Below are 24,264 nucleotides of genomic sequence, written 5' to 3'. Positions count from 1 at the left end.
TCAACTGCCCTCGCAGGGGCGCTTGGACCCCTCGATATCAAAGTGTGCAAAGGCAGCCGACATGACCGGAACAGGTTCCTCTGCGAAAGGAACCGCGCTACTTGACGGGTTCGCGATGCTCTCGTTTGCCGATTTCTGCAGTTTCGCATCGCCTTCCCATTGCCACATAGAGCGGTTCAATGGACGTCGGGCATGACCATCGCATTTGGGCAGCGGATGAGAGAGTGACGCGCAGCCGGAAAGACTTGCGGTCAGTAAAAGTGGCAAAAGAATGCGGATCATCTGCGATTACCTGTCCAATTTCATACGTGTAGAACGGTCACTTCACTCGGTTGAGCCGACGACGAACCGACCGGATTGTGTGCGAGGTCGCCCAGGCGAGTGTGCCTTCATGCGCATCGCGCGCAGCACCATAGCCGTAGGTCAGAGATGCGCCGCCGGCGGCAAGTGCCGAGGCAATGCCGGGTAGCTGGTAAAAGACATAGAGAGCAGCGATGCAGATGGCGCAAAGAGCGATCGGTCGCATCAGCACATCGCTGTAACCCTCAATCGCCGTGAAGGTCGTATCAATGCAGGTGATCAGCAGGGAGCCGATGGCGACGACCAGCACCTGCAAGATGACAAAGTTCGCGAGCTGGCCGATCCAGGATTCGGTAAACCGCCGTGTAGATTGGAACATGGCAAGCGCGATGAAAATCGGCCCGATTGCAAGAGTGATGGCAAGCGCGAGGCGCGCATAGAGCGAGACGATGTAACCGATTGCTGCAACGAGGAAGCTCGCCCCAATCACCATCATGCCACCAACGCCGGTCACGATATCAACCGGCCAGGAAGCACGAGACCAGATCTCGTAGGCGCATTTCTGGCCCTTATCGAGCAAGCTGTCGAAGGTGGAGGCACTCGGTGTCGCTCCGGTGTTCAGTGCCTGAGCAATCTCCTTCGGCAGCGTTTCGAAGAAGATGTTGGTGACATAGGTCTGATAGTCGCTGGAGTTTCTGACCAGCATGACAATGATAGCAAGCTTGATTGCCCGGAAGGCAAATTCGAGGATCGGCTCTTGCACCGAGCCACGCAGCACGAGATAGCCGTAAAGGACGATGTAAAGGGTCAAAGCTGCGGCCAAAGGGCCGCTGACCCAGCTGGCAATATTGGACGTTCCAGTGGAAACGAAGTTTTCGAGCGGGGTCTTGAACTGCCCGTCAACGAAGCTGAACACCTCATACATGGTCTAGCCCCCAAGCGACTTGCGCATACGTTCGAGCCGAAGCTTGCCATCAGCGGCCTCTGCATTGCGACAGTTCGCCGTGTCGGAGAGTTCGCCCGGATTGTTACGACATTCGCTGATCATTTTCGCGAGCAAGACTTCGTCAGCCACCAGTTCATCAACCGTGTAGATCTTTTCCTGAGGAGCGCAGGCCGCAAGCAGTAGCGTCGCCGTACCGAAACCGATCCATCTCATTTGAGTGCAGCTCCCATCGTGTCCATGCGCTGGCGCCAGTCTTCGGCCTTGCGTTGTTCATCGACCTGGATTTCAGCCTGCTGAACCATCTTCAGACCTTGCATGCGAAGAACATCATTTTGAAGGAAAGCGCTTTCCGCTTGCAGACGCGCCTGCAGATCGGCGATTTCCTTGGCGTCGGCTGCACTCGAAATCTGCTGACGCAGTTCATCAATCCCATCGATGCGCTTGGTGGCCGCGTCATAGATCTGCTGACCGAGACTTAATTGCCCGGCGTTCCTGTTCTGGGTGCGCGAAAGTTCCTGCGCGTAGAAATCATTCGCATCCGTGCGATAGGTGGAATTATTCTTCAGGAATTTGGAAGCTGCGCTCGCGATAGTTCCAGTTCCTGACCCCTTGAACAGACTTTCGATGGCATTAAAGTCCTGCGGAAGCGCCTTACGGATTGAAGAATCGTTCAGCAAACTGGCGACATCGGCCATGTTGGTGATCTTGTTCAACGAACCATAGAGCTGCTGTGCCTGTTCGATCTGCTGGTTCAGCGCATCAAGCTGCGACTTGAGCTGGACGATGCTCTCGATCTGCTTGGCGATCGCCGATTGATCGATAACGGGAATACCCTGGGCATCGGCAAAACTGACCGACGCCAGCAGCGCGGCCGTCGTGAGGAATAATGTCTTTTTGCCATTGCGGATCATGATGTCCTCCTTCTTTGCTGGAACACGGTCAACCAGTCCTCGCGCCCATCGCCAAGCTCGGTGCGGATGGCGTCTGCCAGTTCCACATTCGCGGTGCGGCCCGACAGGATCGCAAGTTCGTCGTCGAAACCGTTGAGGTTGAGTTCAGCAACCACGCTGTTGTGGCCCTGCTTGACGATGAAACGGCGATCTTCAACAGAGAGTTCTCGCGAAATCAGTTCAAACTCACCTTGGGTCAGCTTGAAGCCATCGACATAATCAGCATGGTCGCCACGGGGATTGGGCAGAAAAATCTGCGTCGGGCATTGCTCGATGATTGTATGGGCGATCGGTGAGACGATGGCATCGCGCGGGCTCTGGCTCGCAAAGAGCATCAGACCGTTCTGCTTGCGGATGGTCTTCAGCTTATTCTGGGCAAGGTCGCGGAAACCCTCATCCTGCAGCGCCTTCCAGAACTCATCAATGACGATGATAATGCGACGGCCATCAATCAACTGCTCAACGCGATAAAACAGATAGGCCATCAGCGGCGTGCGGATTTCCTCGTTATCGAGGAAATCGGTCATGTCGTAGCCGATGAACTTCGCACCAATCCCTATATCATCAAGCTCATTGTCGAAGACCCAGCCAAGCGGCCCGCCCCTCTCCCACCGCCTGAGCCGCGAGGCAATGCCTTCTGGATCGGTATTGTTTAAGAATGTGCGCAACGCGCCTATGGACCTGCGCTCGGCCGGAAGGTCAGCGAGGCCGTCGACAGCGGACGCGATGTCGCGCAATTCGGTGACAGTCAGCTCTCGCGTCCCCGCTCCGACCAGCTTGCCGATCCAGTTCGCAAGAAAGATCCTGTTCTCTGCGGTCAATTCGAGCGCTTTTAACGGCGCGCAACCGGTTGAGACGCCATTTTGGAGCGGCAAATAGGTTCCACCCGTGGCACGAACGAAGAGATCGGCACCCCTGTCCTTATCGAAGAACACCATATGCGGGTCATGTTTTTCGAGCTGCGAGAGCATAAAATTGAGGAGCACCGTCTTGCCAGTGCCTGATGGTCCGCAAACGAAGGTGTTGCCGAGATCGCTGTGATGGAAATTAAAATAAAATGGCGAGCCGGAAGCCGTCTTTAGCATCGCAACCGCTGCCCCCCATTCATTTCCGTCCTTCTGGCCGGTCGGATAAGAATGAAAGGGGGACAATGCTGCAAAGTTGCGCGATGTTATGGCGCCCGAGCGAGCGCGATAACGCAGATTACCCGGCAACTGCGCCCACCAGGCTGCCTCAAGGCCAATATCCTCGCGGGCAACAACCGCCCCGCCACTGGTAAGATGCGCGCGCGCATTGGCCATATAGTCAGTGAGTTCCTTCACGCTCGCAGCGAAGACTGAAAGGCCGAGATGATGTTCCCCCAGCACAAAGCGGTTGGATTCAAGGTCATCCATGGCATCGCTGAGTTCCTCAATCTGCGACGCCGCCTTGTCAGCTGCACTCACCATTTGGTTTTGCTTTCGACCCATGATCGTGCGGGCATCTGCCTTGGACGTAAAGGCGAAGGACTGCGTAAGAATAAGTTCAAATGGCGCGGTCAAAATGCTGTCGAGCATGCCTGCGCGTGTCGTTGCTGGATATTCCTTGAAACCGAACATGCCCGCATAGCGGGTTTCTGCTTCTTGACGGATTTCGACTGTCTCCCGGCCAAAAATCGCCCGGTCCGAATAGATTGCCGAAGAGATCGGACCTTCCGTCAAAGGCACTGGTTCTCGCCGCCCACCGACAAGCTGGTGAAGAAACTCGCTCGGTTCGGAAAACAGGATACCGTCTTGTTCATAGAGAGACAGAATACGGGCCCCAAAGCGCTTCAGCCCTGCCGTAACATCTACGACCTTGTCTTGCAGGTGTTTCAGTGCCTCTTCGTCCATCTCAACGCCGGACCGTTTCGCCTTGCGCAGACGCGAGAGAACACTGGCTGCCTTTTCGACTGGACCGCGGTTTGGATAGCTGACAAGGGTGAGATAAAGATCATTGCGAAACAGGTCCTCGCGTACCATCTGTTCGCGGTATCTGGTATTGAGACTATCGGAAAATGGATTGGCAAAATGCCCTTCGGGATAGTCGTTGTCCCGGCGACGAATGACATGCGTCCAAAGCGCCAGTCGCTCATCGGCAATATTGCGATAGAGCGTGTTCAGACTACGATGCAGACCATTGAGATCGAGAACATCAGCGGTCTCGAAAGAAACGCCCTCCAGCACGAGCACGCTCATCAATGCCCGGGAATCAAGCGCAATGGTCGTATCGTCAACATGCCGGACATAGGGAATGAAGATCTCAGGTCCAAGTTCGCGAGACCGCAGCGTTGCAGGACTAGGCAAGGCTCAGATCCCTTTCGTCATAACGCCGCACAAGTTTCAACGGCGAAAGCGTCGCGCCTCCCCAATAGGCTGCGTTGCGGGAACGACCACGGGTTTCGACCCACGCAAGCAGAATGCGAAACATATTATGGTCATGCTTGACGAGGGTCCGGAACACGAAATGAAAGGCGATGCCAACCAGGGTGTAAGCGATCGATCCGGCAGCGATATAGAGGATGGTTGTCAGCATGACATTGATGCCCATCGCTTCCATGGTCACGCCAGCAATCATTGCCGGGCGCGTGCAAGCCAGAAACAGCGTGTCTTCTTCGAGGACGGGTGTGCTTGTCATGAGCGTCAGCTGCCAACAATAGTGCCGACGAGCTCCGAAGCGCCCGCAATCACCCCGATGCCGATGATCCAATAGCCCGCGCGCCTCAAATCCATATATCCAAACATCCACGCAATCGCGATAATGATGACCGCGATCGTCGCGAGCAGCCTGAAGATGTTACCGGTCAGGAGATCGACAATATTTTGCAGTATGGTCTCGATGCCAGCTGACTGTGCAAAAGCCGGCTCTGCTAACGCCGTAACGATGGCGATGCCCATGAGCATGGAAGCGACAAGGGGACGTGTTTTGGACTTCGAAATCATTCATTTTGCTCCGATCGATCATTCTGGAAAACGAGAACAGACGAGAGCCGCCTGGAACGAAACACGTCCCACGTTACTGGCTCTTCGTTTTGAGTGACTTTTGTGCCGATTTTGACGGCCGCTTGTTCCTTGGCCTGATCCTTCCGGGCATCCTCCCGGTTCGGCTCGACGAGGACGAGCGACTTTAGTCTTGGTGAAAGGCGCTTTGCTTCGTCGCGCACCTGTTCGTCATATCGAACCATTTCGCCAATGGATGGATCGTCTCGCCCATAATAGGACTGAAGCATAACCATCTCGGCACCTTCCGGATCACGGCCGAAACGTTGGGCGAGACGATAATAGCCATCAAGAAGCGTGGCTGTAGCCTTGAGATTCAGGCAAGGATCGAAGGCATCGGAAACGGAAAGGTTCAGTCTTTGAAGCTGTTCTACGCCGATCCCACCCAATCCAATCTGGATATCCTGAAGGCCCGCGATGAGCGATGTCGCTATCTCGATCGCCTCGGCTTTACTCGCCGGCTGCGCGGCAACCGGCTTGCCGCTATTGATGCGAATATTGAAGGGCTGGAACTTGCTCTCGAGACTAACGACAGCGGCCAAAGTTTCAATCTGAACCATTGGAGCGCAGTTTTGTGCGATGTCGACGAATACAGCACCCATCGCTCAATACCAGACGCGCTGTTTGCCGACGCCGTCGATAGACACGTCGATATAATGTGGTTGTTTCCGAATGTTCGGACGCGTGAGGGGATAGCCCATGCACAGAAGTCGACCGTCCTGGCGCTGCAATCGAGCCGACAGGATCGAGCTGGATTGACTTCCGCGATTGTCACGATCAAAAGCGCACAGGGAATGGCTCACATTCTGCAGAGTAGTGGAAACGCAGGTCGCCTCTTGGCTCAAAGGGTCGTAGCTACGCGACAGCCGATAGCCTTCATCACAATAATATGGCTCATAACCGGGACGTGAACTCTGAAATCCCGCACCGCTACAGGTTGGAAAGGCATGACCCTTTGCAAGCTCTCGCCAGAGTTTCTGGATCGGAGGATTGCATTCAGCAAATTCGGTTGGCCCTCCCGGATTGGAAAGGCAGAGGATGACCTTGCATCCCCATTCATCAGCGCGCGCATTGCCGGAGGAATTCAGGTAAGGTAATGCAAGAGACGAAAGAGTTAGCAGGCATTTAAGCAGAAGGTTTTTCATGGACTTGCCCCTCCGAAACGATGACACCACGCTATGGAAGCAGCGTCATACGGTAACGCAATGCATTTTGACTAATGTATATACCACAGTTAAATGACATGACAAGAGCGCTTAAATCTCAATTGCACAGTCTCGCCTTTTCCGGACTGATCCTTCACGAGATCCTCGACAATCCGATGGAAGGCGAGACCCCGCAGGCGCGCGTAAAAGAGATCGGCATGATGACGATCCTTTACACGATGACGCAGACGCACCAGAAGCTAAATCTCACAAATATAATGGAAATCACTGAATTGACGCGCAGCGGCGTGAAGGAGACAGTTGATCTTCTCGTAAAACGCGGCATGTTGACCGAAACCATGGTGACGAACTCCATGGGTCGTGGAACAGCGCGACAATTCGAGATCTCCAAAAGCCTTCTGGACAAGCTGCAAAGCTTTGAAAGCTGACAGAAACAAAAATTAAACTGATTTATTTGCGCCTAGGCGAAATCATGTAGTGCGCAGACAGCCAAGTCTGCACATCCCCCGTATCGGGAAAGAGCACTCGGGATTTAAATAATCTGAGTGATAAATACGAGCGTGCCAAAACCACAGGCAAGTGCGAGCACGATAAACGGGACAGCCGGTATCCGATCGAGCCAGTTCGGATGATCGAATGCGCGTGCAGTACGTATCACTTCCTCGCCTTCGGTCAGAAGCGACTTCAACGCACCGGACCTGTGAAAATCGGGATTGCCCTCCATGGCCCCTCTCCTCATCCTGTGAATTATTTTTTACCATCGAGACAAAAAACAGTCATCCCTAACTTTCGTCCATTTCTACGTCGTTTGACGGATAATAAACCGGGAGCACAGGGATAGTTCACCGAAATGAACCAGTCCGAGCTGATTGATTCAAAACTGTCGTTAGACGGGAGGGACGGTTTCAGCGATCTTTCTGGCATGATCGCCCAGCAGTTCCATATCTATGTCAAAAGATCGGATCCGAATAAAAACATGGCCCGTTACGGTGTTGTCACGGTGACTGTTTGTTCGGCCCCGCTACGATAAGATGCAGGCATATGAACAACTCGCCCATCTGCTACAAACGCCACCGTTTTCCGCCCAGGATCATCGCCCATGTGGTGTGGCTCTACTTTCGCTTTCCGCTGAGCCTGCGCGTGGTCGAGGAAATGCTGCTGGAGCGCGGTATTGTCGTTTCGTATGAGACCATCCATCGATGGGGACTGAAATTCGGCCCGGACTATGCCCGTCGGCTCCAAAGGAAACGTCCAGGCTCAAACGATATCCGGCATCTGGATGGAGTCGTCGTCAGCATCGCTGGTAAGAAATATTGGCTTTGACGAGCCTTCGATCAGGACGGATACGTCCCTGATGAGACAGTCCCGAACCGCCGCGGCGCCAAGGTCACCAAGCGATTGCTGATACGCCTATTGAAGAAACGGGGCGTCGCGCCAAAGCACATGATTACAGACAAGCTGCGATCCTATGGAGCAGCCCGGCGGCAAGTGATGTCGGCAATCGAGCATCAGTCGCACAAGGGGCTCAACAATCGAGCTGAGAATTCGCATCTGCCGCTGCGAAAGCGGGAAAGGACGATGCAAGGTTTCCGATCGCAAGGAAGCCTCCAACGCCTCATTTCGATCTTCTCGGCTCTTCGCAATGTGTTTGTCCCGCCCCGCTCTAAACGCCCTGCTCTCGCCATCCAAATTCACCGCCTGCAAGCGAGGGCGGAATGGAAAGTTGTAGTTGGGAAATTCGCGTGAATTCTAGCCCCACCGCTATCAGCGCAATCATCTTCTGATAACGGACAACGCCCTTGAAGTTCCTCATCGGACAAGCCGCACCGCTTGGCTTGCGTGAGAAAAGTTGGAGCCTAGATTACGCTCTGCATGCGAATATCTATGCGGCATTGCCGTATATTAGCAATCTCAACCAACCTTTTTCGCCTGATGCTCTTTAGAGCGTAACAACGCCATGAGCACCGGACCTACCGAAAACTCGCTACTTTTCACTCTCGATGTCAGATTGCTTTCCGGATAAACGACCCAGAGCCTTGCCGGCGCACCACGATACCGGCAAAAACCAACATACCGATTGCCTCTCTCAAGGTCGCGCGCGACACGTTGAGGTCTTTTGCCAAGTCGGCTTCGTTTGGCAGTCGTTGACCCTTGCGCCAGTGTCCTTCAAGGATCGCCAGCCGCACCTTCTCTGCGGCTTGTATCGCAAGCGGCTGGCGTTCTAACGGACACAACCATTCGGCTGGTGCTGTCGATAGGATTTCATCTTTTGCCATATCAATCTATCTGCACAGCAGCTTTGGACGTGGAAGCGCGGATCGCGTAGCGCCGCGCAAGAATGGCCCCTACCAAAATCTGGATCTGGTTATAGAGCATGATCGGCAAAACCATCATACCAAACCCAGGCAAGCCGGCGAACAAAACCTGAGCTAGTGGAAGCCCTGATGCGAGGCTTTTCTTTGATCCGCAGAACACGGCTGCGATCTCATCTTCACGAGAAAATCCAAGCCAGCGCGAGCCCATCATTGTCAATCCAATCACAGCCGCCAGCAGCACGACGCAAAGGACAATTGCCATGATAAGCCCCGAAGGCGGCAAAACCTGCCACAACCCGGCAGTCACCGATTGAGAAAATGCCGAATATATGATCAGCACAATCACCGACTGATCATAGTTCTCCAACCAATGCTTGCGCGTCGACAGGAACGGTCCGAGCCTGCGATGGCAGGCTTGTCCGAGCCCGAAGGGCAGCAGCAGTTCAATCACCACGTCGCGCAAAGCCTGTCCTAAATCGATGGATCCGGAGGAGCGCATGAAAATCGTCATCAGAAGCGGTGTCAGCAACAATCCAAAGACATTGGACCCAGCCGAATTGCAGACCGCAGCCGGCACATTGCCCTTTGCCATGGCGGTGTAGGCAATCGAGCTCGAGATAGCGGAAGGCAAAACGCCCAGATAGACGAAGCCGAGGACCAGATCTTGCGGCAGAATGCTTTCTGGAATAAGCCGCAAAGGCTGCACGATCAACGGGAACACCACAAAGGTCGTCGCAAAAATAAATCCATGCAATTGCCATTGCTTCAAGCCCGAAACAATCGCGCTATGAGATAGAGCTGCTCCGTGCCCGAAGAACAGTAGGGCAACGCCAACGGTTCCCAGCATACCGACCACATCGGCGGCATTTCCAGTGGCAGGGAAGACGGTTGCCAAAACAACCGCAGCAATCATGAGTAACAAAAAAGGATCAACGCGCATCTATTTGTCCATCAAATGTGCGTCGGCTTGACCGACCATTGCTTGGGGAATAGGCCTGTCCTTAATTGGTCTACAAATTGGTATGGAGCTTCGCCAGATGAGAGAACGCATGTCAACCGCTGAGGCGATGCAACGCATGCGCAAGCTTCTTGAAGACCAGGAGTTCAGTCCGCAGGACAAAATCCCCCCTGAACGCATTTTGTCGACGACACTCGGTTGTAGCCGGGAGACAACGCGAAAGGTACTTAGGCTGCTTGAGATCGAAGGTTTGGTGTGGCGTCATCAGGGTAAGGGCACTTTCATGGGCCCTCCCGCCTCGAATATCGAACGGCCAATCGACCGTATCATCGAAACCGCATCCGCTCAGGACCTCATGGACGCGAGGTTGGTTTATGAACCAGCTCTTGCTGCGGCTGCGGCCCAGTATGCCACACAAGATGACCTCTCGACCTTGCGCGAGCTTGCTCTCGCGACGGGTACCGCTCGTGACTGGCGGGAGTATGAACGTTTGGATAATGCCTTTCACAAGGCCGTCGCGCGATCGAGCGGCAATACTCTTCTCGCCGCAATCTTCAGCTCTCTCGCCTCGGTCCGGGGACGCTCAACCTGGCAGCGGAGACACGATGCGATCTTTCGCGAAGCACGCAAACGCGAATATGCAACCGAACAGAGTAAGATGCATCTCGCAATAGTTGATGCAATTGAAGCAGGGCAAAGCGAGCGCGCCCACCAAGCCATGCATGCTCATCTGCAAGCAATTCGCGTGCTGGCCCTGTCGTCCGGATGATCAGTCGGAGGAGAGATAGGGCCTGCTAGGCGTGGGGTTTCACTCCCCGAAAATAAAACACCCGCCGCGGGAGGAGCGACGGGTGTTTATTGGAAGACCAGACCTTGGGAGGAAGATGCTGGTCTCTGATCGCTGAGGATTGGGAGGAAGGTCCTTAGCGATAATCAAGAATTATCAGCGACCTGAAGCCTGACGAGCTACGGACGGGATTTCCGAAGCCATGATGCCCAGATCGTGCAGTTCACGAGCATTCAGGCGGCTCAGTTCGTTTACAGTGTTACGATAACGGCGCCAGTTGCCGTACGAGCGGATCAGGTTCATTTCTCTCTCCTCAAAAATTCTCTCTTTGTTGCAAACAGCATATAGGTCCGCGTGATCTCAGACAGAAGGGCCAGTTTCGCATAGCTGACATGCCAATAAGATGGGGTAACGGCGTAAGTCCCGTTATGATCGCAGCTACGCCGAGCGAGAGTTCTCGGTTTGTGTTCACTCCAATTTCTTGCCTAGAGAAGCGTCCGCAAACGAATATTTAACCATAATCCGGCGAATACTTATCGGGTCCAATCAGGCTTACGGTATGTCGCACTTCGCACTTTTATCTAAGTTCACGTTGAGTATTGTTGTAATTTCCGGCGTGCTTGTCAGTTCGGGCAACGCAGCGACGCTATTTTTTGAACATGGGATAGTGCGACAATCTTTCGAACAGCACCAACGCCATTCCATGCCGTCTTCCTCAATTGACCGTTCGATCAATGGACTGCTTTTGCAGGTAAAAGATATCAGACCGCCCGCATTAGTGGGGTCAACTGCACCGATCAAAGCCGAACTGGACCAGATGACCACTGGCAGCATCAATCGCACACAACCAACTCGTCAGGAAACTTCATCGACTTATGTTCCAACCGCCGACGACATGGCACCCGCGATAGAAATGCCAAGAGGCGTTGATTCCAAAGAACAGATTGCAGCCTATCAGATCATGTTGAACAGGGCTGGCGCGTCGCCCGGCGCAATCGATGGGCGTTCCGGCAGCAATGTCGACAAGGCTGCTGCGGCTTTTGGCGAAATCACGGGTAGATTTATCAATCCAGCCGATCCCGCAGCGGTTCAGACCGAACTGGAGAATACCGGCGGACCAGCTTTCAAGGATTACCTCATCACAAATGAAGATGTTGGCAGGCAGTTTGTTGCAGAAATCCCCGCTGACTACGCTTTGAAAGCCCAATTGCCAGCAATGGCTTATACCTCAGTCACGGAAATGCTTGCCGAGCGGTTTCAAATCGATGAGGGTTTCCTCAAAGAGATCAATCCAGGGGTGAATTTCAATCAACCAGGCTCAATCATCAAAGTTCCCAATCTCGGCAAAGCCAAACGCACGCCGATTGCCCATATCATAGCAGATAAAGGTCGCAAACAGGTTCGGGGCTATGGTTCAGATGGAAAGCTGAAGGTAGCCTACCCGTCAACGATCGGCTCTTCGGACACTCCTTCTCCTTCGGGCACGGTTCAGGTCAAACGAATAGCGATCAATCCCAATTATACATACAATCCCAGGATCAACTTCAAACAGGGAGCCAATGAAGGCGTTCTGACCATTCCGCCTGGGCCGAACGGTCCCGTCGGTACGGTATGGATTGCGCTTTCCAAACCCACTTACGGTATTCATGGCACGCCTGATCCTTCACGTATCGGCAAAACATCGAGCCATGGTTGTGTGCGTCTTACGAACTGGGATGCGGAAGAACTCGCGAAAATCGTCAAGCCCGGCGTCATGGTCGTGTTCACAGAATAACCGTAGATCGCCACCGCATTGAGGGGTGGAGATTACCGGTCATGCTTAGTGTTCATCTTACACAATCCAGTAGAGATTGAGTGCTATTATTTTCGACCAGCACGAACAGCTAGCATAGCGTTAATCGCTGCCATCGACGCCGCTATGAAAGCGACCGGAAACAAGTATTACATATTAGAGCTCAGATATGATTCAATCAGAACGTCGCTAATTATTTGTTTTCAAATACATTTTGACACCGTTTCACACTATCGGGTTGCGCGCTAAATCGCGGCCGTCGCTCAACAATATTCTATAAGAGCACATCGATGCAGCCTCGCGATATATTCGATATCGCTCGCATCCGTCAGTTTGCTGGTCAACACTTGGGCGGAGAAGTCTGATATTTCTGCCTGGACGAAAGCCCTGACTCCGACCTGGTGACACGCATGCAACCAAAATGCCGCGGTCGTATTTTCGAATTAGCCGTCCCGATGTCAGATGAGGACGGTCGTGCAATATCGGAGTGCTGGTGAGCGGTTAAAGACATCATGAATCTTCTAGCCATGAGACATGGCTTCCATACAATAAAGCTCGGCTTCGACCTGTCGGTGAAGAGCGCCCTATCCGCTTAAGCCGTAGTTGCTGTCCACACTGAGGAGATGAAATCTATTCAGGTTTTGGTCAAAATTATCCATAGCGCGCAGTTAGCTTTGTGACAGATCCGGCAACTCTTTGCCGGTGAATGCGTTGCTAGTGGATCAATACGGACGCACATTATGGGCAGGTGCTTCTGATGCAATCGGAAAGATATGGGATGCAGGACGGGGCGACACAGGCAACAGACACAAAACGGCCCTGGCTTTTTGTCTCTCTTCGCGGCTGGAAGCCTAGCGATCTTGGCGGCGACGCCTTCGCCGGTCTGACATTGGCGGCCATCGCCATTCCCGAACAGATGGCCACTGCGCGTCTCGGCGACCTTTCCCCGCAGACAGGTTTCCTCGCCTTCCTCGCCGGCACTGCGGCTTTCGTGTTGTTCGGCGCGAGCCGACACCTGTCGGTGGGTGCGGATTCCACCATCACCCCGATCTTCGCCGCCGGGCTAGCGCTCCTGGCTGCGTCGGGTTCGCCGCATTACGCTGCGCTCGCAGCACTGCTGGCGCTCATGGTCGGCGCCACGATGGCTACTGCCGGGCTGTTGCGGCTCGGCTGGATCGCCGACCTGCTCTCCGTTCCGGTCACGGCCGGCTTCCTGGCCGGCATAGCCATCCACATCGTCGTTTCGCAATTGCCGGAATTGTTTGGGCTTCCCCCCGGAAGCGGCGACGTCTTCCATCGTCTCGCTGCTGTCTATGACACGCTTGGCGGAATAAATCCCTACAGCGCGATCATCGGTATCTCAGTATTTTTCATCATTGTGCTTTGTGAGCGCATCAGCGCGCGTATTCCCGGAGCGCTTGTAGCGCTGGCGCTAAGCACGCTGGCAGTGATCACCTTTGGCCTGCCAGCGCACGGTGTGGCGGTGCTTGGCACGATTCCGACAGCTACGCCCGGCCTTCATATGCCTCAGGTGACGTTCCAGGACATGCGCACGCTGGTGCCGCTGACGCTGTTGCTCGCTGTTGTCATCATGGTGCAGACGGCAGCCACCACGCGCTCCTTCGCCGGAGCCAAGGCTCCGGGGGCGGGTGACGTCAACCGCGATTTCGTCGGCGTCGGCGCAGGAAGCCTGTTTTGCGGCCTCGTCGGAGCTTTTCCGGTCAATTCCAGCCCGCCGCGCACCGCCATCGCCGTCGAGACGGGTGGGCGCTCTCAGGTGGCCGCCCTGCTTGCCGCGGCCATTGTTCTGCTGTTGATGCTGTTCGGCGCAAACTTGCTCAAGAACGTGCCGCAGGCGGCGCTGGCCGGCGTCCTGTTCTTCATCGCCCTGCGCGTTATACGCTGGCAGACCTTCACAGCGACGCTGAGCCAGGCGCCAACTGAATTCCTGCTGATCATCGCCACCGCACTCGCCATCGTGGCGTTGCCAATCGAGATCGGAGTGACCATTGGCATCGGCCTGTCGCTGCTGCATGGTGTATGGACCATCACACAGGTCCGGGCGATCGAATTCGAGCACGTTGCGGGAACTTCCATTTGGTGGCCTCCCGACGGAAAACCGCGGGGCGAGCAGGTCAACGGCGTGCTGGTAGCGGCCTTCCAGGCGCCACTGTCCTTCCTCAATGCCGCCCGTTTCGGCCAGGACTTCCGCAGTTTGGTGGCAAAGCGCATGGGCGGCCTGCAGCATGTCGTGTTTGAAGCCAGTAGCGTCACCGACATTGACTATACGGCGGCACAGGCCTTACGCGAGGTAATCGCTTATTGCCACAGTGCCGGGGCTACTTTCTCTATCGCCCGGCTGGAATCGGTCAGGGCGCAAGAAGCGTTGCAGCGCTTCGGCATCACCGCCATGCTGGGTCCGGCCGGGGTCTATCGCAGTGTCGATGAAACCGTGCGCGCACTGACGGGGGAGCGAGACACGTCACCATCAGCTGCCAGCAAGGAATGAGCCATGTCCACGAACATACTCCCTCTGTTGCATACCGTTTCCGTGAGTGCGTTGCGTCCCACCCAGATGACCGTGGGGATGCGCGAAGTGGCGTTGAAACGCAAGGAGATCCAATCGATGACGACCGGTAAGGCGGGCATCTTCCTGGCCGGCCATTCCCTTCCTGCCGTCATTGGGCCCAAGGGCCGCTACCACATCGTGGACCACCACCATCTGGCCCTCGCCCTGCACCAGGAGGCCATCGAGCAGGTCTTGGTCACGGTCATCTGCGATCTGTCCACGCTCCACAAGGACGCCTTCCTGACCGTTCTGGACAATCGCGCCTGGACGCACCCGTTCGACGCCTCCGGCAAGCGGCGGCCCTATGGCGATCTTCCAAAGACTGTGGAAGGTCTCGTTGACGATCCCTTCCGTAGTCTTGCCGGTGAGGTGAGGCGTCTTGGGGGCTACGCCAAGGATACCGCGCCCTTCGCCGAGTTCCTGTGGGCGGACTTCTTTCGACGCCACATCGATCCACACGACTTGAAGGACGACTTCAACAAGGCGGCGAGGGAGGCCCTGCGATTGGCCAGACGCAAGGCCGCCGGCTACTTGCCCGGCTGGTGCGGGCCGGAAAAATGATCTGACAACCAATTATACCCACAATCCCTGGACCAACTTCAGACAGGGAGCCAATGAAGGCGTTCTGACCATTCCGCCTGGGCCAAACGGTCCCGTTGGTACGGTATGGATTGTGCTTTCCAAACCCACTTACGGTATTCATGGCACCCCCGACCCTTCACGCATCGGCAAAACATCGAGCCATGGTTGTGTGCACCTTACAAACGGGGATACGGAAGAACTGCCGAAAGTCGTCAAACCCGGTGTCATGGTAGCATGCAAGGAATGAATGATCTGAAGCCTGACGCGTCACGGACGGGATCTTCGAAGCCATAATTATCCAGATTGTTCCGTTCAGGTGTATTTAGGCAGCTCATTACGGTTAAAGTGTTACGGCGCTTCACACCGCTCTTTTCTCAGCTTGCATCGGATAAGTCGGATTAACAGAGGGTTGTTTTGCTTCGAAGAACCGTTTGAAACCAAAAAACGCTTTTCCAACAGATGCCATGACAACAACGCGGGAACAACCGACAGTGCAATTCCAACAACGATAAAGGCAATCGCGGCAATTGTTTCCGGAATTTCAAGTTGCGCATAGAAATCGGTTGAGGATGAATATTGTTCCAAAACAAAGGGGTGGAGCACATACAGGCCGTAGCTATATTCCCGAAAAAGCGCAAAGTAGACGTCTGGAACAGCGAGTTCAGAACACGGCTGCCGTATTCAGGCAGACACATGATCAACAACCCGCCCCAACCCAACGCTAAAATTGAGAATCCAACCGTGTGCATCCATCGATCGGCGAACCAGACACCGCCATGCAGAAAGAAGACAATTGTCGTGAATATTGCCGCAAGAAGTAGCACCCAGGGCGCCAACGTGACCAGCCTCGATCTCGTTGGTTGATTGCGAACCCCAACTGCGATCAAAGCGCCGACAACGAGCGTATCGATACGGAATGGAGTGAGCGTGTAAGCCGCACCTTGCGGTATTCCAAAAATTGCAATTGCAAACCGTCCGGAAAGTGCGATGAGAAACAAAGCAACACAGGCCTGGACGAATAATCGACGGTTCAGAAAATAAACGACAAACGGCCAGAAAATATAAAACTGCTCTTCAACCGCAAGAGACCAAAAGTGAACGAGGGTGAGCCAGCTCGTATTAAAGTAGCGCGCGCCTCCGGCTGCGACGAAGCCCCAATTGGTTAGATATGTCCAGAAGAATGGCTGGTATGCCTTAACGAAGTTTAGTTCTGGCGTATAGAACATGCCGAACATCGGCAAAATGACGAACACAAACAATAAGACGAAATAATAAATGGGAAAAATTCTTAATGTTCTTCTCGCAAAGAAATTGGTGAAATACTTGTCGCGGCCTTTTGCGTCGAGCAGAATTCCGGTTATTAGAAAGCCCGAAAGTACAAAAAACAAATCGACGCCGATCCAGCCAATTCCTCCTGCCATATAGAAGAGAGACTTTTCAGCTTCGGCAAAGGGATAGAACAACGTCAGATGAAATATGATCACGAGAAGAATAGCCAGGCCACGCAAACCGTCCAAAGCCGCAACGCGGCCTATCTCTTGTGTTTCTTGCGACATCTGGCCCTCCCGGTCTTGGAAGAAATTTGCTGCCGCTCCTAACCAAATGTAAATTAGAGCAAAAGGCGTAGCGCATCATGCTTTGAGCCATCGGGTCGGTCATGCCCCCCCGATTAGACAGTTGTGCTATCACTCCGTTAACCTTGTTATGCCTTGTGTCAGCAGCGGTACCGACAGCGGTCCGCGCTGAACCAATTGCCCTGTCGCCCTCAATAGCTGCTTCGATGCCGAATGGTCCCGTTCCCGGCACGAAGATTACAGAGGCCTATGCTCGCCTCGTGGCTCGCGACGCTTATTTCTGGGCATGGCCACTCGTGAACATGGCTAATCGCCGCGCCTCATACAGCGAAATTCCTGAAAGAATGTATGTCGGAGCGGCTCCGATGGCTCCGCTAAATGAGCTAACCATGCTAACAGATTACTTCCCGCCGGATGTACGTCTGGTCGCCTGTCCCAATCAGGAGTCGTTTATGGCGGAGAGCTGATTGTTCTGGATAAATCGCCTGTTGTTATCCAGGTGCCAGATTTTGGTGACCGATTTTGGGTTTATCAGGTGGTTGATTCCAGAACGGATGGCTTTGCTCAGCTTGGCAAGATGTATGGCACAACACCGGGCTTTTACCTCCTTGTCGGGCCTGGCTGGCATGCCGAAGTGCCCAAGGGAATTACGAAAGTGTTTCGCGCTTCGACCAATACAGGCAATGTCATCCCGCGTGTGTTTCTGGACGACACGCAGGACGACCGATTGGAAAACGCTGACAAAAGGTAAAGGCGCAGAGGGTGCCGACGCGGAAACCCCATGGGTGGTTCCGAGCAAATTCTTTGATGCTCTTCCAGCATCAATTCCTCCTTGGTTGCAGAGTAGGACTGCAGCTTGTCGGTGACCATGACCCATAGGGAGATGCCCTAGCCTTTGAGTAGCTCGCAGCATAATTATGTCCAGAAATAGGGTCGCCCTTAATCCGCTGAAATATTTGCGACAAAGCCCGTTCTGAATTACCATCCTCGTCACCGGCCCAGCGAAAAACTGCAAACTGTCGCAATGTCTAGTTTCAAGGGCAGTAGTGCTAAGACTGGCGTGCCCCAATCAAAGCGACGTCAGCAAAACCGCTGGTTCCAGCCTGGCTGGCCCCTGATAGGGATTGGCATGAATGGCAAGGATCCACAAACAGAGTGTTGCGCTGAGTGCATATATGAGAAGAGCGACGCGTCCGGCGCGAATTCTGTCGGAATGCGTGGAAGCAATCGTGATGATGGTCATGATCGTCAGCGAAATAACGAGATACCATTTATAGGAATCAACAGATGTAGCACCAACAGACAGCCGCATACTTCTGGCGTCTTGCAGAATATCAAGATCATTCAGAAGATGCGCTATGATTGGTGCTGGAATGTTTTCCCTGCTCATTCTCAGTATTACATCGCGAATGCCTTGCAGAGCCTTTTCAACGGAAACAGCCGGGGACAGATTGATGTTTTTAACCCACTCATCGTCTACGACCGCAGTTCTGTAATGCATCAAAGCCTCGCGAAGGGGAACAGCATTCACCTCTGGGGAATCCGCAATACCGACCAGCCGGACAATGGCCGAGCGCTCATCACTCGTGGCCTGGTTTGCCTTTGACGTAATCGCCCAAATATCCGCCGCCACAAATCCAAGCGCTAGCGCCCATGCCGTCGCCACCGTAGCGATGAATGCCCCTATCGGTATGGAGAGCGGGTCTCGTTTTGCATAATTCGCAAAGACATAGAGCATTCCGTGCCCGAGCAGAAAGAACGCGCATCCCAATACGGCAAATGCCAAGAGGGACATGTAGACGGAAAGAGAAAAGATCATAACCATTCAACAGCCCGGATTTCTATTTAATTTCCGAAGTTATTGTTACGGCATAGACTTTTTATCGACAATGGCGATTACAGTTTTCTCGAGCGTGGAACATTTGACCAATCACGCCTGTACGCGGTATTTTTGACGCGCCGCGCTTCCCACCGCACTGTTTTAATCAGGAGAGCCCCAATGCTGAAAAATCTGTCGATCGCAGCGACCAGCGTTTTGCTGTTTGGCGGCATGATGAATGTTGCGCTTGGCGCTTCGGTTGGTGCGGGCAACCCCTACCCCGTTAGCAACTATGTTTGCGAAGACGGCACGAAGCTAGCGGTGCGCCTTATGGGAGAGCATGTGTCTGTTGCCGTCAACGGCAAACCAGCGATTGATCTTGCCGCCGCGGGCGACAAAGGAACCACATTCTCGAATGGCCGACAGACATTGACCATCATACAGGGGCAACTGTCTTGGGGCGTGGGTCGGGCCAAGGCGTCGGCCTGCACTGGTGGCTGAGTGTCGCCGCTTGCAGCGCCTCGAATTTCGATTATTGAAACGAGTAGTGCAACGGCTACCTGTTATGGCCTGAAATAAGCATATGAGATTTGAATGAAATTTCTTCACACGGCTGACTTGCATCTGGGGCGGCAATTCAATGGCATAGCGCTGGAAGAGGATCACGGCTCGGTTCTCAACCAAGTTGTCGAAGCGATCCATCGTCATCAGCCGCAGGTCCTCATCATTGCGGGCGACATCTATGATCGCGCTTCACCTCCGGCAACTGCCTTCCGTCAGTTCAATGCGTTCATGCGGCGCATTGCAGAGGAGACAGACGCTGCCGTCTTGCTGATTGCCGGAAACCATGATTCCGGCGACAGAATTGAATCCATGTCGGTCATGAATGATATAAGACGCGGCATGGTCCGCGGGATGATCTCCGCCGACGAACGGCCATTTATGCTTCATGACGATCATGGTCCTGTTGCTTTTTCCGGCCTGCCATTTTCCTATGAATATGCAGCGCGCGAATGCTTTGCCGACGAGACGCTGGCAACGCCCGAAGACGTGTTGAAGGCTCAGGTGGCCGCCGCACGCAGACATGTTCCAGATGGCGCGCGCTGGGTCATACTGGCCCATGCTTTTGTGGCTGGCGCAGAACCAAGCGATGCCGAACGACCACTTGCCCGTGTAGGGGGGATTGAAACCGTAAGCGCCAATGTCTTTTCTGGCGCGTCCTACGTGGCGCTTGGACATTTACACCGTCCACAAATGGTCGGAAGCGACCACATTCGCTATTCGGGTGCGCCGCTCGCCTTCGGCTTCGACGAAGCAGATCATGTGAAATCGATGAACCTCGTAGAGATCAATGCGGATGGTGTAGTGAAGGTGGAGGAAATCCCATTTCAGCCCATCAGAGAAGTACGGGTTTTGAAGGGTCGTCATGCGGAACTGCTCGCCCATGAACCCTCGGGAGATTTCATCAAGGCCGTCCTGACAGACGAAACGCCAATTATCGAAGCCATGAAGCGACTACGCGAAGTATTTCCAAACGCCTGCCAACTGACGTATCAGCGCGATGAGCGCGTAAGCGCGCCACAATCGCTTTCGATTTCGGAGTTTCAGGCGATCAAGCCAATGGATCTGGTTGCAGCCTTTGTCGAACAGGTTCGTGTTGATCCGATCACGGATCCGGAGCGCAGTGTCGTTGAAACGGCCTTGAGCGATCTTCATCAATCGGAGGATGCGGCATGAAGCCCGTTCGCCTGACAATGCAGGCTTTCGGGCCTTATAATGAGCAGGAAATCGTCGATTTTCGTGAAGCCGTGGATGCAGGCCTGTTTGGTATTTATGGCCAGACCGGTTCCGGCAAATCGACAATTTTCAGTGCCATGACCTTTGCTCTCTTTGGAGAAGCCGCGAAGGCGGAGCAAGAAACGCCGAGCCTGCGGTCCGATAATGCTGATGCTAGTCTTCCAACGGAAGTCGAATTTGTGTTCGATATTGCGGATCGCCGTTATGTCGTGCGCCGCAGACCGGAACAGTCCCGGCCAAAACAGCGCGGAAATGGCGAGACCAGAGACCCGCACGAGGCCTGGCTGTTCGATGCGACAGGCATGGCGCTCGACGACATTACGCCGGATCGTCCGGGAAAGGTGATCGAAGAAAAGAAAGTCGGTCCGGTTGGAAAAGCCGTCGAGGAACTGCTTGGCTATGGCGCCGATCAGTTTCGCCAGATTGTGCTTTTACCACAGGGGCGATTTGAAGCCTTTCTTGCCGCTGATACCAAGGCGCGTCTTGGCATTCTGCGTGATCTGTTCGATGTTTCCCTCTATCGGCGACTTGCAGCGCGGATGAAAGCCGATGCTGAAGCGGTCGAACGACAGTTTCGAACGGAACGGGAAGTGTTCACGCGTCGTCTAAGTGTCGAAGGCTTTGAAAGTCTCGATGCTTTGAAGTCAGGCATTGAAGAGAACAACACATCCTGCACCGATCTGGCGGCAGTTGAAGCCAGCCAACGAGACGCGCAGAAGAAGGCGCAAACGGCCCTTGAGACCGCGAAAGCGCTGGATCAACTGTTTGAAACGGCTATCAAGGCCTCAAGAGAGGCGGTTGGTCTGCAGGAACAGGCCTCCGAGATTGAAGCTATCGCCAAGAAGCTGCAATCCGCCGAACGTGCCCGCCTGTTGCTCGACGTTGAGCGGCATGCATTGGAAGCAACAGCGGAACTGGTTTCCGCGGACGCGGCTCTTGGTGCATCGGCTCAAAGACTGAAAGCTGCGACCGAAGCTGAACTACGCGCCCGAACCGCACATGAAGCCGAGGAAGCCAAGGCCGATGAGATTGAGCAGTTGCGACGTGATATCGAAGCGATGCGGCGTCAACAGCAAGTTCTTGAGCGATCCATTGCCATATCGCAGACCGTTGCAGAGGCGACCGATGAGCGCCGGAAGTACCATACGGCTCTGCAAGAGAGCCTTGAGACAATTACCGCCCTCAACACTCGCAAGCAAAAGCTGCAAGATAGTTTGAAAGCGGCGCGTCTGACTGCCGGCAAGCGGCAGGAGTTGCTCGTAAAACGCACTCAGCTTGAGCATGCGGTTAAACACGCTGAGGTCGTTGAGAAGGCGCTGGTCGATATCGCGTCGTCAAAGGCACAGGTCGATACGTTGTCTGCGTGTCACCTCGAAGAACAGGAAGCTGCGAGCGACGCGAAAGCTGCCTTTATCGAAGCGGAGCGGCAACTTTCCAGTGCCCAGGCACTGCATCTGGCGAGCAAACTCATTCCCGGAGAGCCGTGCCCGGTTTGCGGCGCAAGTGATCATCCCATACCCGCAACCGGCAGCCCGCATCATGTAGGGCTCGACGCTGCGTTTCGCCAGACGAAAGAAAACTGGGAAAAGCGGCAGTCCGTGGAACGCGATATGCATGCAAGTCTCATATCCGCGCAGGGTATTCTCGCGGAACGCCAGAAGCGTCTGCAAGAATTGAGCCCATCCGAGCACCCGTTAATGGAGCTGCGCGCAGAACTTGACCAGATTGCAGACGCGGTCAAAGCACTTGGTCCCCATCTGGACATCGCTCTTGGCGAAAGCCAATTCGAAGAAACAGAAAGGCGATTGGTGGCGGAGGATCAAATCCGCGATCAACATCGCACGGCACTTCAATTGGCAGAAACGGAACTCGCCACAGCGCAAACGCGCCTTGAAGAAATGCTATCGGATATCCCGGAAGCACATCGCGATGCAGTCCGTCTTGCCGAGCACATCGCAGATCGTTGCGAGGCTCTGACGATACGCGAAGCCACACGACGCAACGCACTGGAAGCGGCAACGACCGCGAGAGAAACGGCGTTATCTTCGAGGAAAGAACACGAAGGCGCTCAGGGGCGGGTCGAAGAACAACAAAGCCGACAGACGCGGACCAGAGGCGAGTTCGCCTCGCGTCTGGAAATGGCAGCTCTGACTCATGACGAGTATCTCGCGCTCAAGCCCACTTTCGCCACTATCGAAAAGGACCGGGAGACGGTCGAAAACTACCGCCGCGCATTGTTCGCCGCCGAAGAAGCGGCACGGAAAGCCAAAGAAGTGGTCGCAACTCTCGAGCGCCCTGCCCTGCCTCCGTTCGAATTAGCTTTGCTGGATGCTGATATGGCGCTTCAAAACGCGCAGACACAGCTCGCAAAAGCGAAAGCGCGCCTTGATCAGTTGAACAAGTTGTTTGCTGAACTCGCTGAGACGATCAACCGACTTGAAAAGGCAGAAGCAGAAAGCGGGCCTTTGCGCGAACTGGCAGCACTTTTCGATTCCAAGAACGCCCACAATCTTGACCTTGAGACTTTTGCGATCGGCGCCATGTTCGATCAGGTCCTTTTTGCTGCTAATCAGCGTCTCAACCCGATGTCTGGCGGACGGTATAAGCTGGAACGCGCCCTTGAAGGGTCCGGGCGCGGCAGGCGGGGTCTCGGCATTCATGTGCATGACACCTATACGGGGAAACCGCGGCCCACCACAACGCTCTCCGGCGGCGAGAGTTTCATTGCGGCTCTCGCGCTGGCGCTCGGTCTTGCAGATGTCGTTGAAAGCGCAAATGGCAAGGTCCGTCTCGATACCATCTTCATCGATGAGGGCTTTGGCAGCCTCGATACCGAAAATGGCACCGGTACACTCGATCAGGTCCTGCAAGCGCTCAACACGCTTGTCAGTCAGAACCGCGCAGTTGGATTGATTTCACACGTTCCGCTGGTACAGGAAGCCATCCCGAATGGCTTTTATATCCGAAAGGATCTCTCCGGGAGCCGTGTCGAAAAACGCGGAATGGTTTAGCCGGAAACGTCCGCTCACGCGGTCGGCAAGCCCAGGCGAACGGCGTAGGCCGTCAACTCGGCAGAGCTGTGAAGATTGAGCTTCCGCATCAGGTTTTCGCGATGCTTGCGTGCAGTCAAAGGACTGATCCCCAATCGCGTGGCAACGTCGCGCGCTGTCAGGCCTTGTGCAACCAGCGTCAGAATTTGACGTTCCCGACGTGTCAAAGGAATTGGGGACAAGATATCAGGCGTCTGGGAACCGCTGTTTCCTGACGACCCTGTGACCGCAAAACGGACGGCCTGCGCCAGATAGGTCCCACCCTTTCTGACGGCTTCGATGGCGGTACCGATTTCTTCTGGATCGCCATCCTTGGTCAAATATGCGCTGACACCCGCTTCCATGGCAGCGCGAATGGTTCTGGGTTCAATATTGGCAGTCAGAACCAGAATTTTCAGCCGGGGTGCAGCAGTCCTGATGTCCGAGATGAACTGGATTCCCGCAACGCCAGGCATGCCGAGGTCGAGAACGAGCAGATCAGCCTTCGAGTTACGTACGTGCTCCATCACGGCCGTTCCGTCCCCCGCTTCTGCAATAACGGACACGTTGTCCATCAATGAGATCAGAAGCTTCAACCCCTGACGCACGATCGCATGGTCATCGGCTAGAATGGCAGTAAGGGGACGGGTCATCCGGCTGTCG

General features: G+C 54.5%; 26 protein-coding genes and 2 pseudogenes. 12 read left to right on the top strand and 16 right to left on the bottom strand.

Features of this window, described 5'->3' with window-relative positions; translation table 11 throughout:
• Genes FHW03_RS19300 through FHW03_RS19260 form a run of 9 tightly spaced genes read right to left on the bottom strand, consistent with a single transcriptional unit; the run spans window position 1 to window position 6,358 of the window.
• A complete protein-coding gene (locus tag FHW03_RS19300) occupies window positions 1-282 on the bottom strand; it encodes a hypothetical protein (RefSeq protein ID WP_182522096.1) in 282 nt (93 codons plus the stop codon).
• A 37-nt stretch (window positions 283-319) separates the two neighbouring features.
• Window positions 320-1,225 (bottom strand): type IV secretion system protein, encoded by a 906-nt coding sequence (locus tag FHW03_RS19295; RefSeq protein WP_182522095.1) that lies wholly within the window; start codon window positions 1,223-1,225, stop codon window positions 320-322.
• Between the two features lie 3 nt (window positions 1,226-1,228).
• On the bottom strand, window positions 1,229-1,459 hold the full coding sequence (locus FHW03_RS19290; RefSeq protein WP_182522094.1) for an EexN family lipoprotein: 231 nt from the start codon (window positions 1,457-1,459) through the stop codon (window positions 1,229-1,231).
• On the bottom strand, window positions 1,456-2,157 hold the full coding sequence (gene virB5 / locus FHW03_RS19285) for a P-type DNA transfer protein VirB5 (protein WP_182522093.1): 702 nt from the start codon (window positions 2,155-2,157) through the stop codon (window positions 1,456-1,458). The genes FHW03_RS19290 and virB5 overlap by 4 nt, the downstream gene beginning before the upstream one ends.
• The gene (locus FHW03_RS19280; RefSeq protein WP_182522092.1) at window positions 2,154-4,520 is read right to left on the bottom strand and encodes a VirB4 family type IV secretion system protein; all 2,367 of its coding nucleotides are present in this window, start codon (window positions 4,518-4,520) and stop codon (window positions 2,154-2,156) included. Before FHW03_RS19280 ends, virB5 begins: the two co-directional genes overlap by 4 nt.
• The gene (locus FHW03_RS19275; protein WP_182522091.1) at window positions 4,513-4,851 is read right to left on the bottom strand and encodes a type IV secretion system protein VirB3; all 339 of its coding nucleotides are present in this window, start codon (window positions 4,849-4,851) and stop codon (window positions 4,513-4,515) included. The genes FHW03_RS19280 and FHW03_RS19275 overlap by 8 nt, the downstream gene beginning before the upstream one ends.
• Before the next feature lie 5 nt (window positions 4,852-4,856).
• Window positions 4,857-5,156, bottom strand: coding sequence for a TrbC/VirB2 family protein (locus FHW03_RS19270; protein WP_121539024.1), 300 nt, complete (start codon window positions 5,154-5,156; stop codon window positions 4,857-4,859).
• Complete coding sequence (locus FHW03_RS19265) at window positions 5,153-5,815, bottom strand: lytic transglycosylase domain-containing protein (protein WP_182522090.1); 663 nt, start codon at window positions 5,813-5,815, stop codon at window positions 5,153-5,155. Before FHW03_RS19265 ends, FHW03_RS19270 begins: the two co-directional genes overlap by 4 nt.
• A gap of 3 nt (window positions 5,816-5,818) precedes the next feature.
• The gene (locus FHW03_RS19260) at window positions 5,819-6,358 is read right to left on the bottom strand and encodes a hypothetical protein (protein ID WP_182522089.1); all 540 of its coding nucleotides are present in this window, start codon (window positions 6,356-6,358) and stop codon (window positions 5,819-5,821) included.
• 98 nt (window positions 6,359-6,456) lie between these two features.
• On the opposite strand from FHW03_RS19260, the gene FHW03_RS19255 reads away from it, so the two are divergent.
• The gene (locus FHW03_RS19255; protein ID WP_078341111.1) at window positions 6,457-6,807 is read left to right on the top strand and encodes a MarR family transcriptional regulator; all 351 of its coding nucleotides are present in this window, start codon (window positions 6,457-6,459) and stop codon (window positions 6,805-6,807) included.
• 104 nt (window positions 6,808-6,911) lie between these two features.
• Here FHW03_RS19255 and FHW03_RS19250 read toward each other — a convergent pair whose 3' ends face one another.
• Entirely contained in the window at window positions 6,912-7,103 is a 192-nt protein-coding gene (locus FHW03_RS19250; protein ID WP_182522088.1) for a hypothetical protein, read from the bottom strand.
• 126 nt (window positions 7,104-7,229) lie between these two features.
• Here FHW03_RS19250 and FHW03_RS19245 point away from each other — a divergent pair, with 126 nt between their 5' ends.
• Window positions 7,230-7,409, top strand: a complete 180-nt coding sequence (locus FHW03_RS19245) for a hypothetical protein (RefSeq protein WP_182522087.1) — start codon at window positions 7,230-7,232, stop codon at window positions 7,407-7,409.
• Between the two features lie 11 nt (window positions 7,410-7,420).
• Window positions 7,421-8,125: pseudogene (locus tag FHW03_RS19240) on the top strand (IS6 family transposase).
• A gap of 257 nt (window positions 8,126-8,382) precedes the next feature.
• Here FHW03_RS19240 and FHW03_RS19235 read toward each other — a convergent pair.
• The gene (locus FHW03_RS19235) at window positions 8,383-8,655 is read right to left on the bottom strand and encodes a GntR family transcriptional regulator (protein WP_182522086.1); all 273 of its coding nucleotides are present in this window, start codon (window positions 8,653-8,655) and stop codon (window positions 8,383-8,385) included.
• A 1-nt stretch (window position 8,656) separates the two neighbouring features.
• Window positions 8,657-9,634, bottom strand: coding sequence for a bile acid:sodium symporter family protein (locus tag FHW03_RS19230; RefSeq protein WP_182522085.1), 978 nt, complete (start codon window positions 9,632-9,634; stop codon window positions 8,657-8,659).
• 109 nt (window positions 9,635-9,743) lie between these two features.
• Here FHW03_RS19230 and FHW03_RS19225 point away from each other — a divergent pair, with 109 nt between their 5' ends.
• On the top strand, window positions 9,744-10,421 hold the full coding sequence (locus FHW03_RS19225) for a FadR/GntR family transcriptional regulator (protein ID WP_377515236.1): 678 nt from the start codon (window positions 9,744-9,746) through the stop codon (window positions 10,419-10,421).
• 174 nt (window positions 10,422-10,595) lie between these two features.
• Here the strand turns inward: FHW03_RS19225 and FHW03_RS19220 are convergent, their stop codons facing one another.
• Complete coding sequence (locus FHW03_RS19220) at window positions 10,596-10,742, bottom strand: DUF1127 domain-containing protein (protein ID WP_182522083.1); 147 nt, start codon at window positions 10,740-10,742, stop codon at window positions 10,596-10,598.
• 256 nt (window positions 10,743-10,998) lie between these two features.
• On the opposite strand from FHW03_RS19220, the gene FHW03_RS19215 reads away from it, so the two are divergent.
• The 4 genes and pseudogenes from FHW03_RS19215 to FHW03_RS19200 form a co-directional block, all read left to right on the top strand.
• Complete coding sequence (locus FHW03_RS19215) at window positions 10,999-12,213, top strand: L,D-transpeptidase (RefSeq protein WP_377515234.1); 1,215 nt, start codon at window positions 10,999-11,001, stop codon at window positions 12,211-12,213.
• Between the two features lie 775 nt (window positions 12,214-12,988).
• Window positions 12,989-14,740, top strand: coding sequence for a SulP family inorganic anion transporter (locus FHW03_RS19210; protein ID WP_377515232.1), 1,752 nt, complete (start codon window positions 12,989-12,991; stop codon window positions 14,738-14,740).
• Window positions 14,741-14,743: 3 nt separating this feature from the next.
• Window positions 14,744-15,361 (top strand): ParB-like protein, encoded by a 618-nt coding sequence (locus FHW03_RS19205; RefSeq protein ID WP_182522082.1) that lies wholly within the window; start codon window positions 14,744-14,746, stop codon window positions 15,359-15,361.
• Between the two features lies 1 nt (window position 15,362).
• Window positions 15,363-15,629, top strand: a pseudogene (locus FHW03_RS19200) (L,D-transpeptidase); the annotation flags it as partial.
• Window positions 15,630-15,780: 151 nt separating this feature from the next.
• Here FHW03_RS19200 and FHW03_RS19195 read toward each other — a convergent pair.
• Window positions 15,781-16,938, bottom strand: a complete 1,158-nt coding sequence (locus FHW03_RS19195; RefSeq protein ID WP_182522081.1) for an acyltransferase — start codon at window positions 16,936-16,938, stop codon at window positions 15,781-15,783.
• Between the two features lie 517 nt (window positions 16,939-17,455).
• Between FHW03_RS19195 and FHW03_RS26085 the strand changes: the two genes are divergently transcribed.
• On the top strand, window positions 17,456-17,707 hold the full coding sequence (locus tag FHW03_RS26085; RefSeq protein WP_377515229.1) for a DUF1254 domain-containing protein: 252 nt from the start codon (window positions 17,456-17,458) through the stop codon (window positions 17,705-17,707).
• Between the two features lie 318 nt (window positions 17,708-18,025).
• On the opposite strand, the gene FHW03_RS19185 is transcribed toward FHW03_RS26085, so the two are convergent.
• Entirely contained in the window at window positions 18,026-18,781 is a 756-nt protein-coding gene (locus tag FHW03_RS19185) for a hypothetical protein (RefSeq protein ID WP_182522080.1), read from the bottom strand.
• A gap of 174 nt (window positions 18,782-18,955) precedes the next feature.
• Here FHW03_RS19185 and FHW03_RS19180 point away from each other — a divergent pair, with 174 nt between their 5' ends.
• From FHW03_RS19180 to FHW03_RS19170, 3 genes are all read left to right on the top strand, one after another.
• Window positions 18,956-19,276 carry a hypothetical protein gene (locus FHW03_RS19180; RefSeq protein ID WP_377515227.1) on the top strand — a complete coding sequence of 107 codons (321 nt, stop codon included), beginning with the start codon at window positions 18,956-18,958 and terminating at the stop codon, window positions 19,274-19,276.
• Window positions 19,277-19,369: 93 nt separating this feature from the next.
• Window positions 19,370-20,512 (top strand): exonuclease SbcCD subunit D, encoded by a 1,143-nt coding sequence (locus FHW03_RS19175; protein ID WP_182522079.1) that lies wholly within the window; start codon window positions 19,370-19,372, stop codon window positions 20,510-20,512.
• The gene (locus tag FHW03_RS19170) at window positions 20,509-23,583 is read left to right on the top strand and encodes an AAA family ATPase (protein ID WP_182522078.1); all 3,075 of its coding nucleotides are present in this window, start codon (window positions 20,509-20,511) and stop codon (window positions 23,581-23,583) included. Before FHW03_RS19175 ends, FHW03_RS19170 begins: the two co-directional genes overlap by 4 nt.
• A gap of 14 nt (window positions 23,584-23,597) precedes the next feature.
• Here FHW03_RS19170 and FHW03_RS19165 read toward each other — a convergent pair whose 3' ends face one another.
• On the bottom strand, window positions 23,598-24,254 hold the full coding sequence (locus FHW03_RS19165) for a response regulator transcription factor (RefSeq protein WP_182522077.1): 657 nt from the start codon (window positions 24,252-24,254) through the stop codon (window positions 23,598-23,600).
• Window positions 24,255-24,264 lie beyond the last annotated feature (10 nt).

Origin of the sequence: Ochrobactrum sp. RH2CCR150 (assembly GCA_014138095.1) — a bacterium.
Classification (GTDB): domain Bacteria; phylum Pseudomonadota; class Alphaproteobacteria; order Rhizobiales; family Rhizobiaceae; genus Brucella; species Brucella gambitense.
The sequence above is the reverse complement of the archived record's forward strand: the minus strand, read 5'-3'. Positions and strand labels throughout refer to the sequence as shown.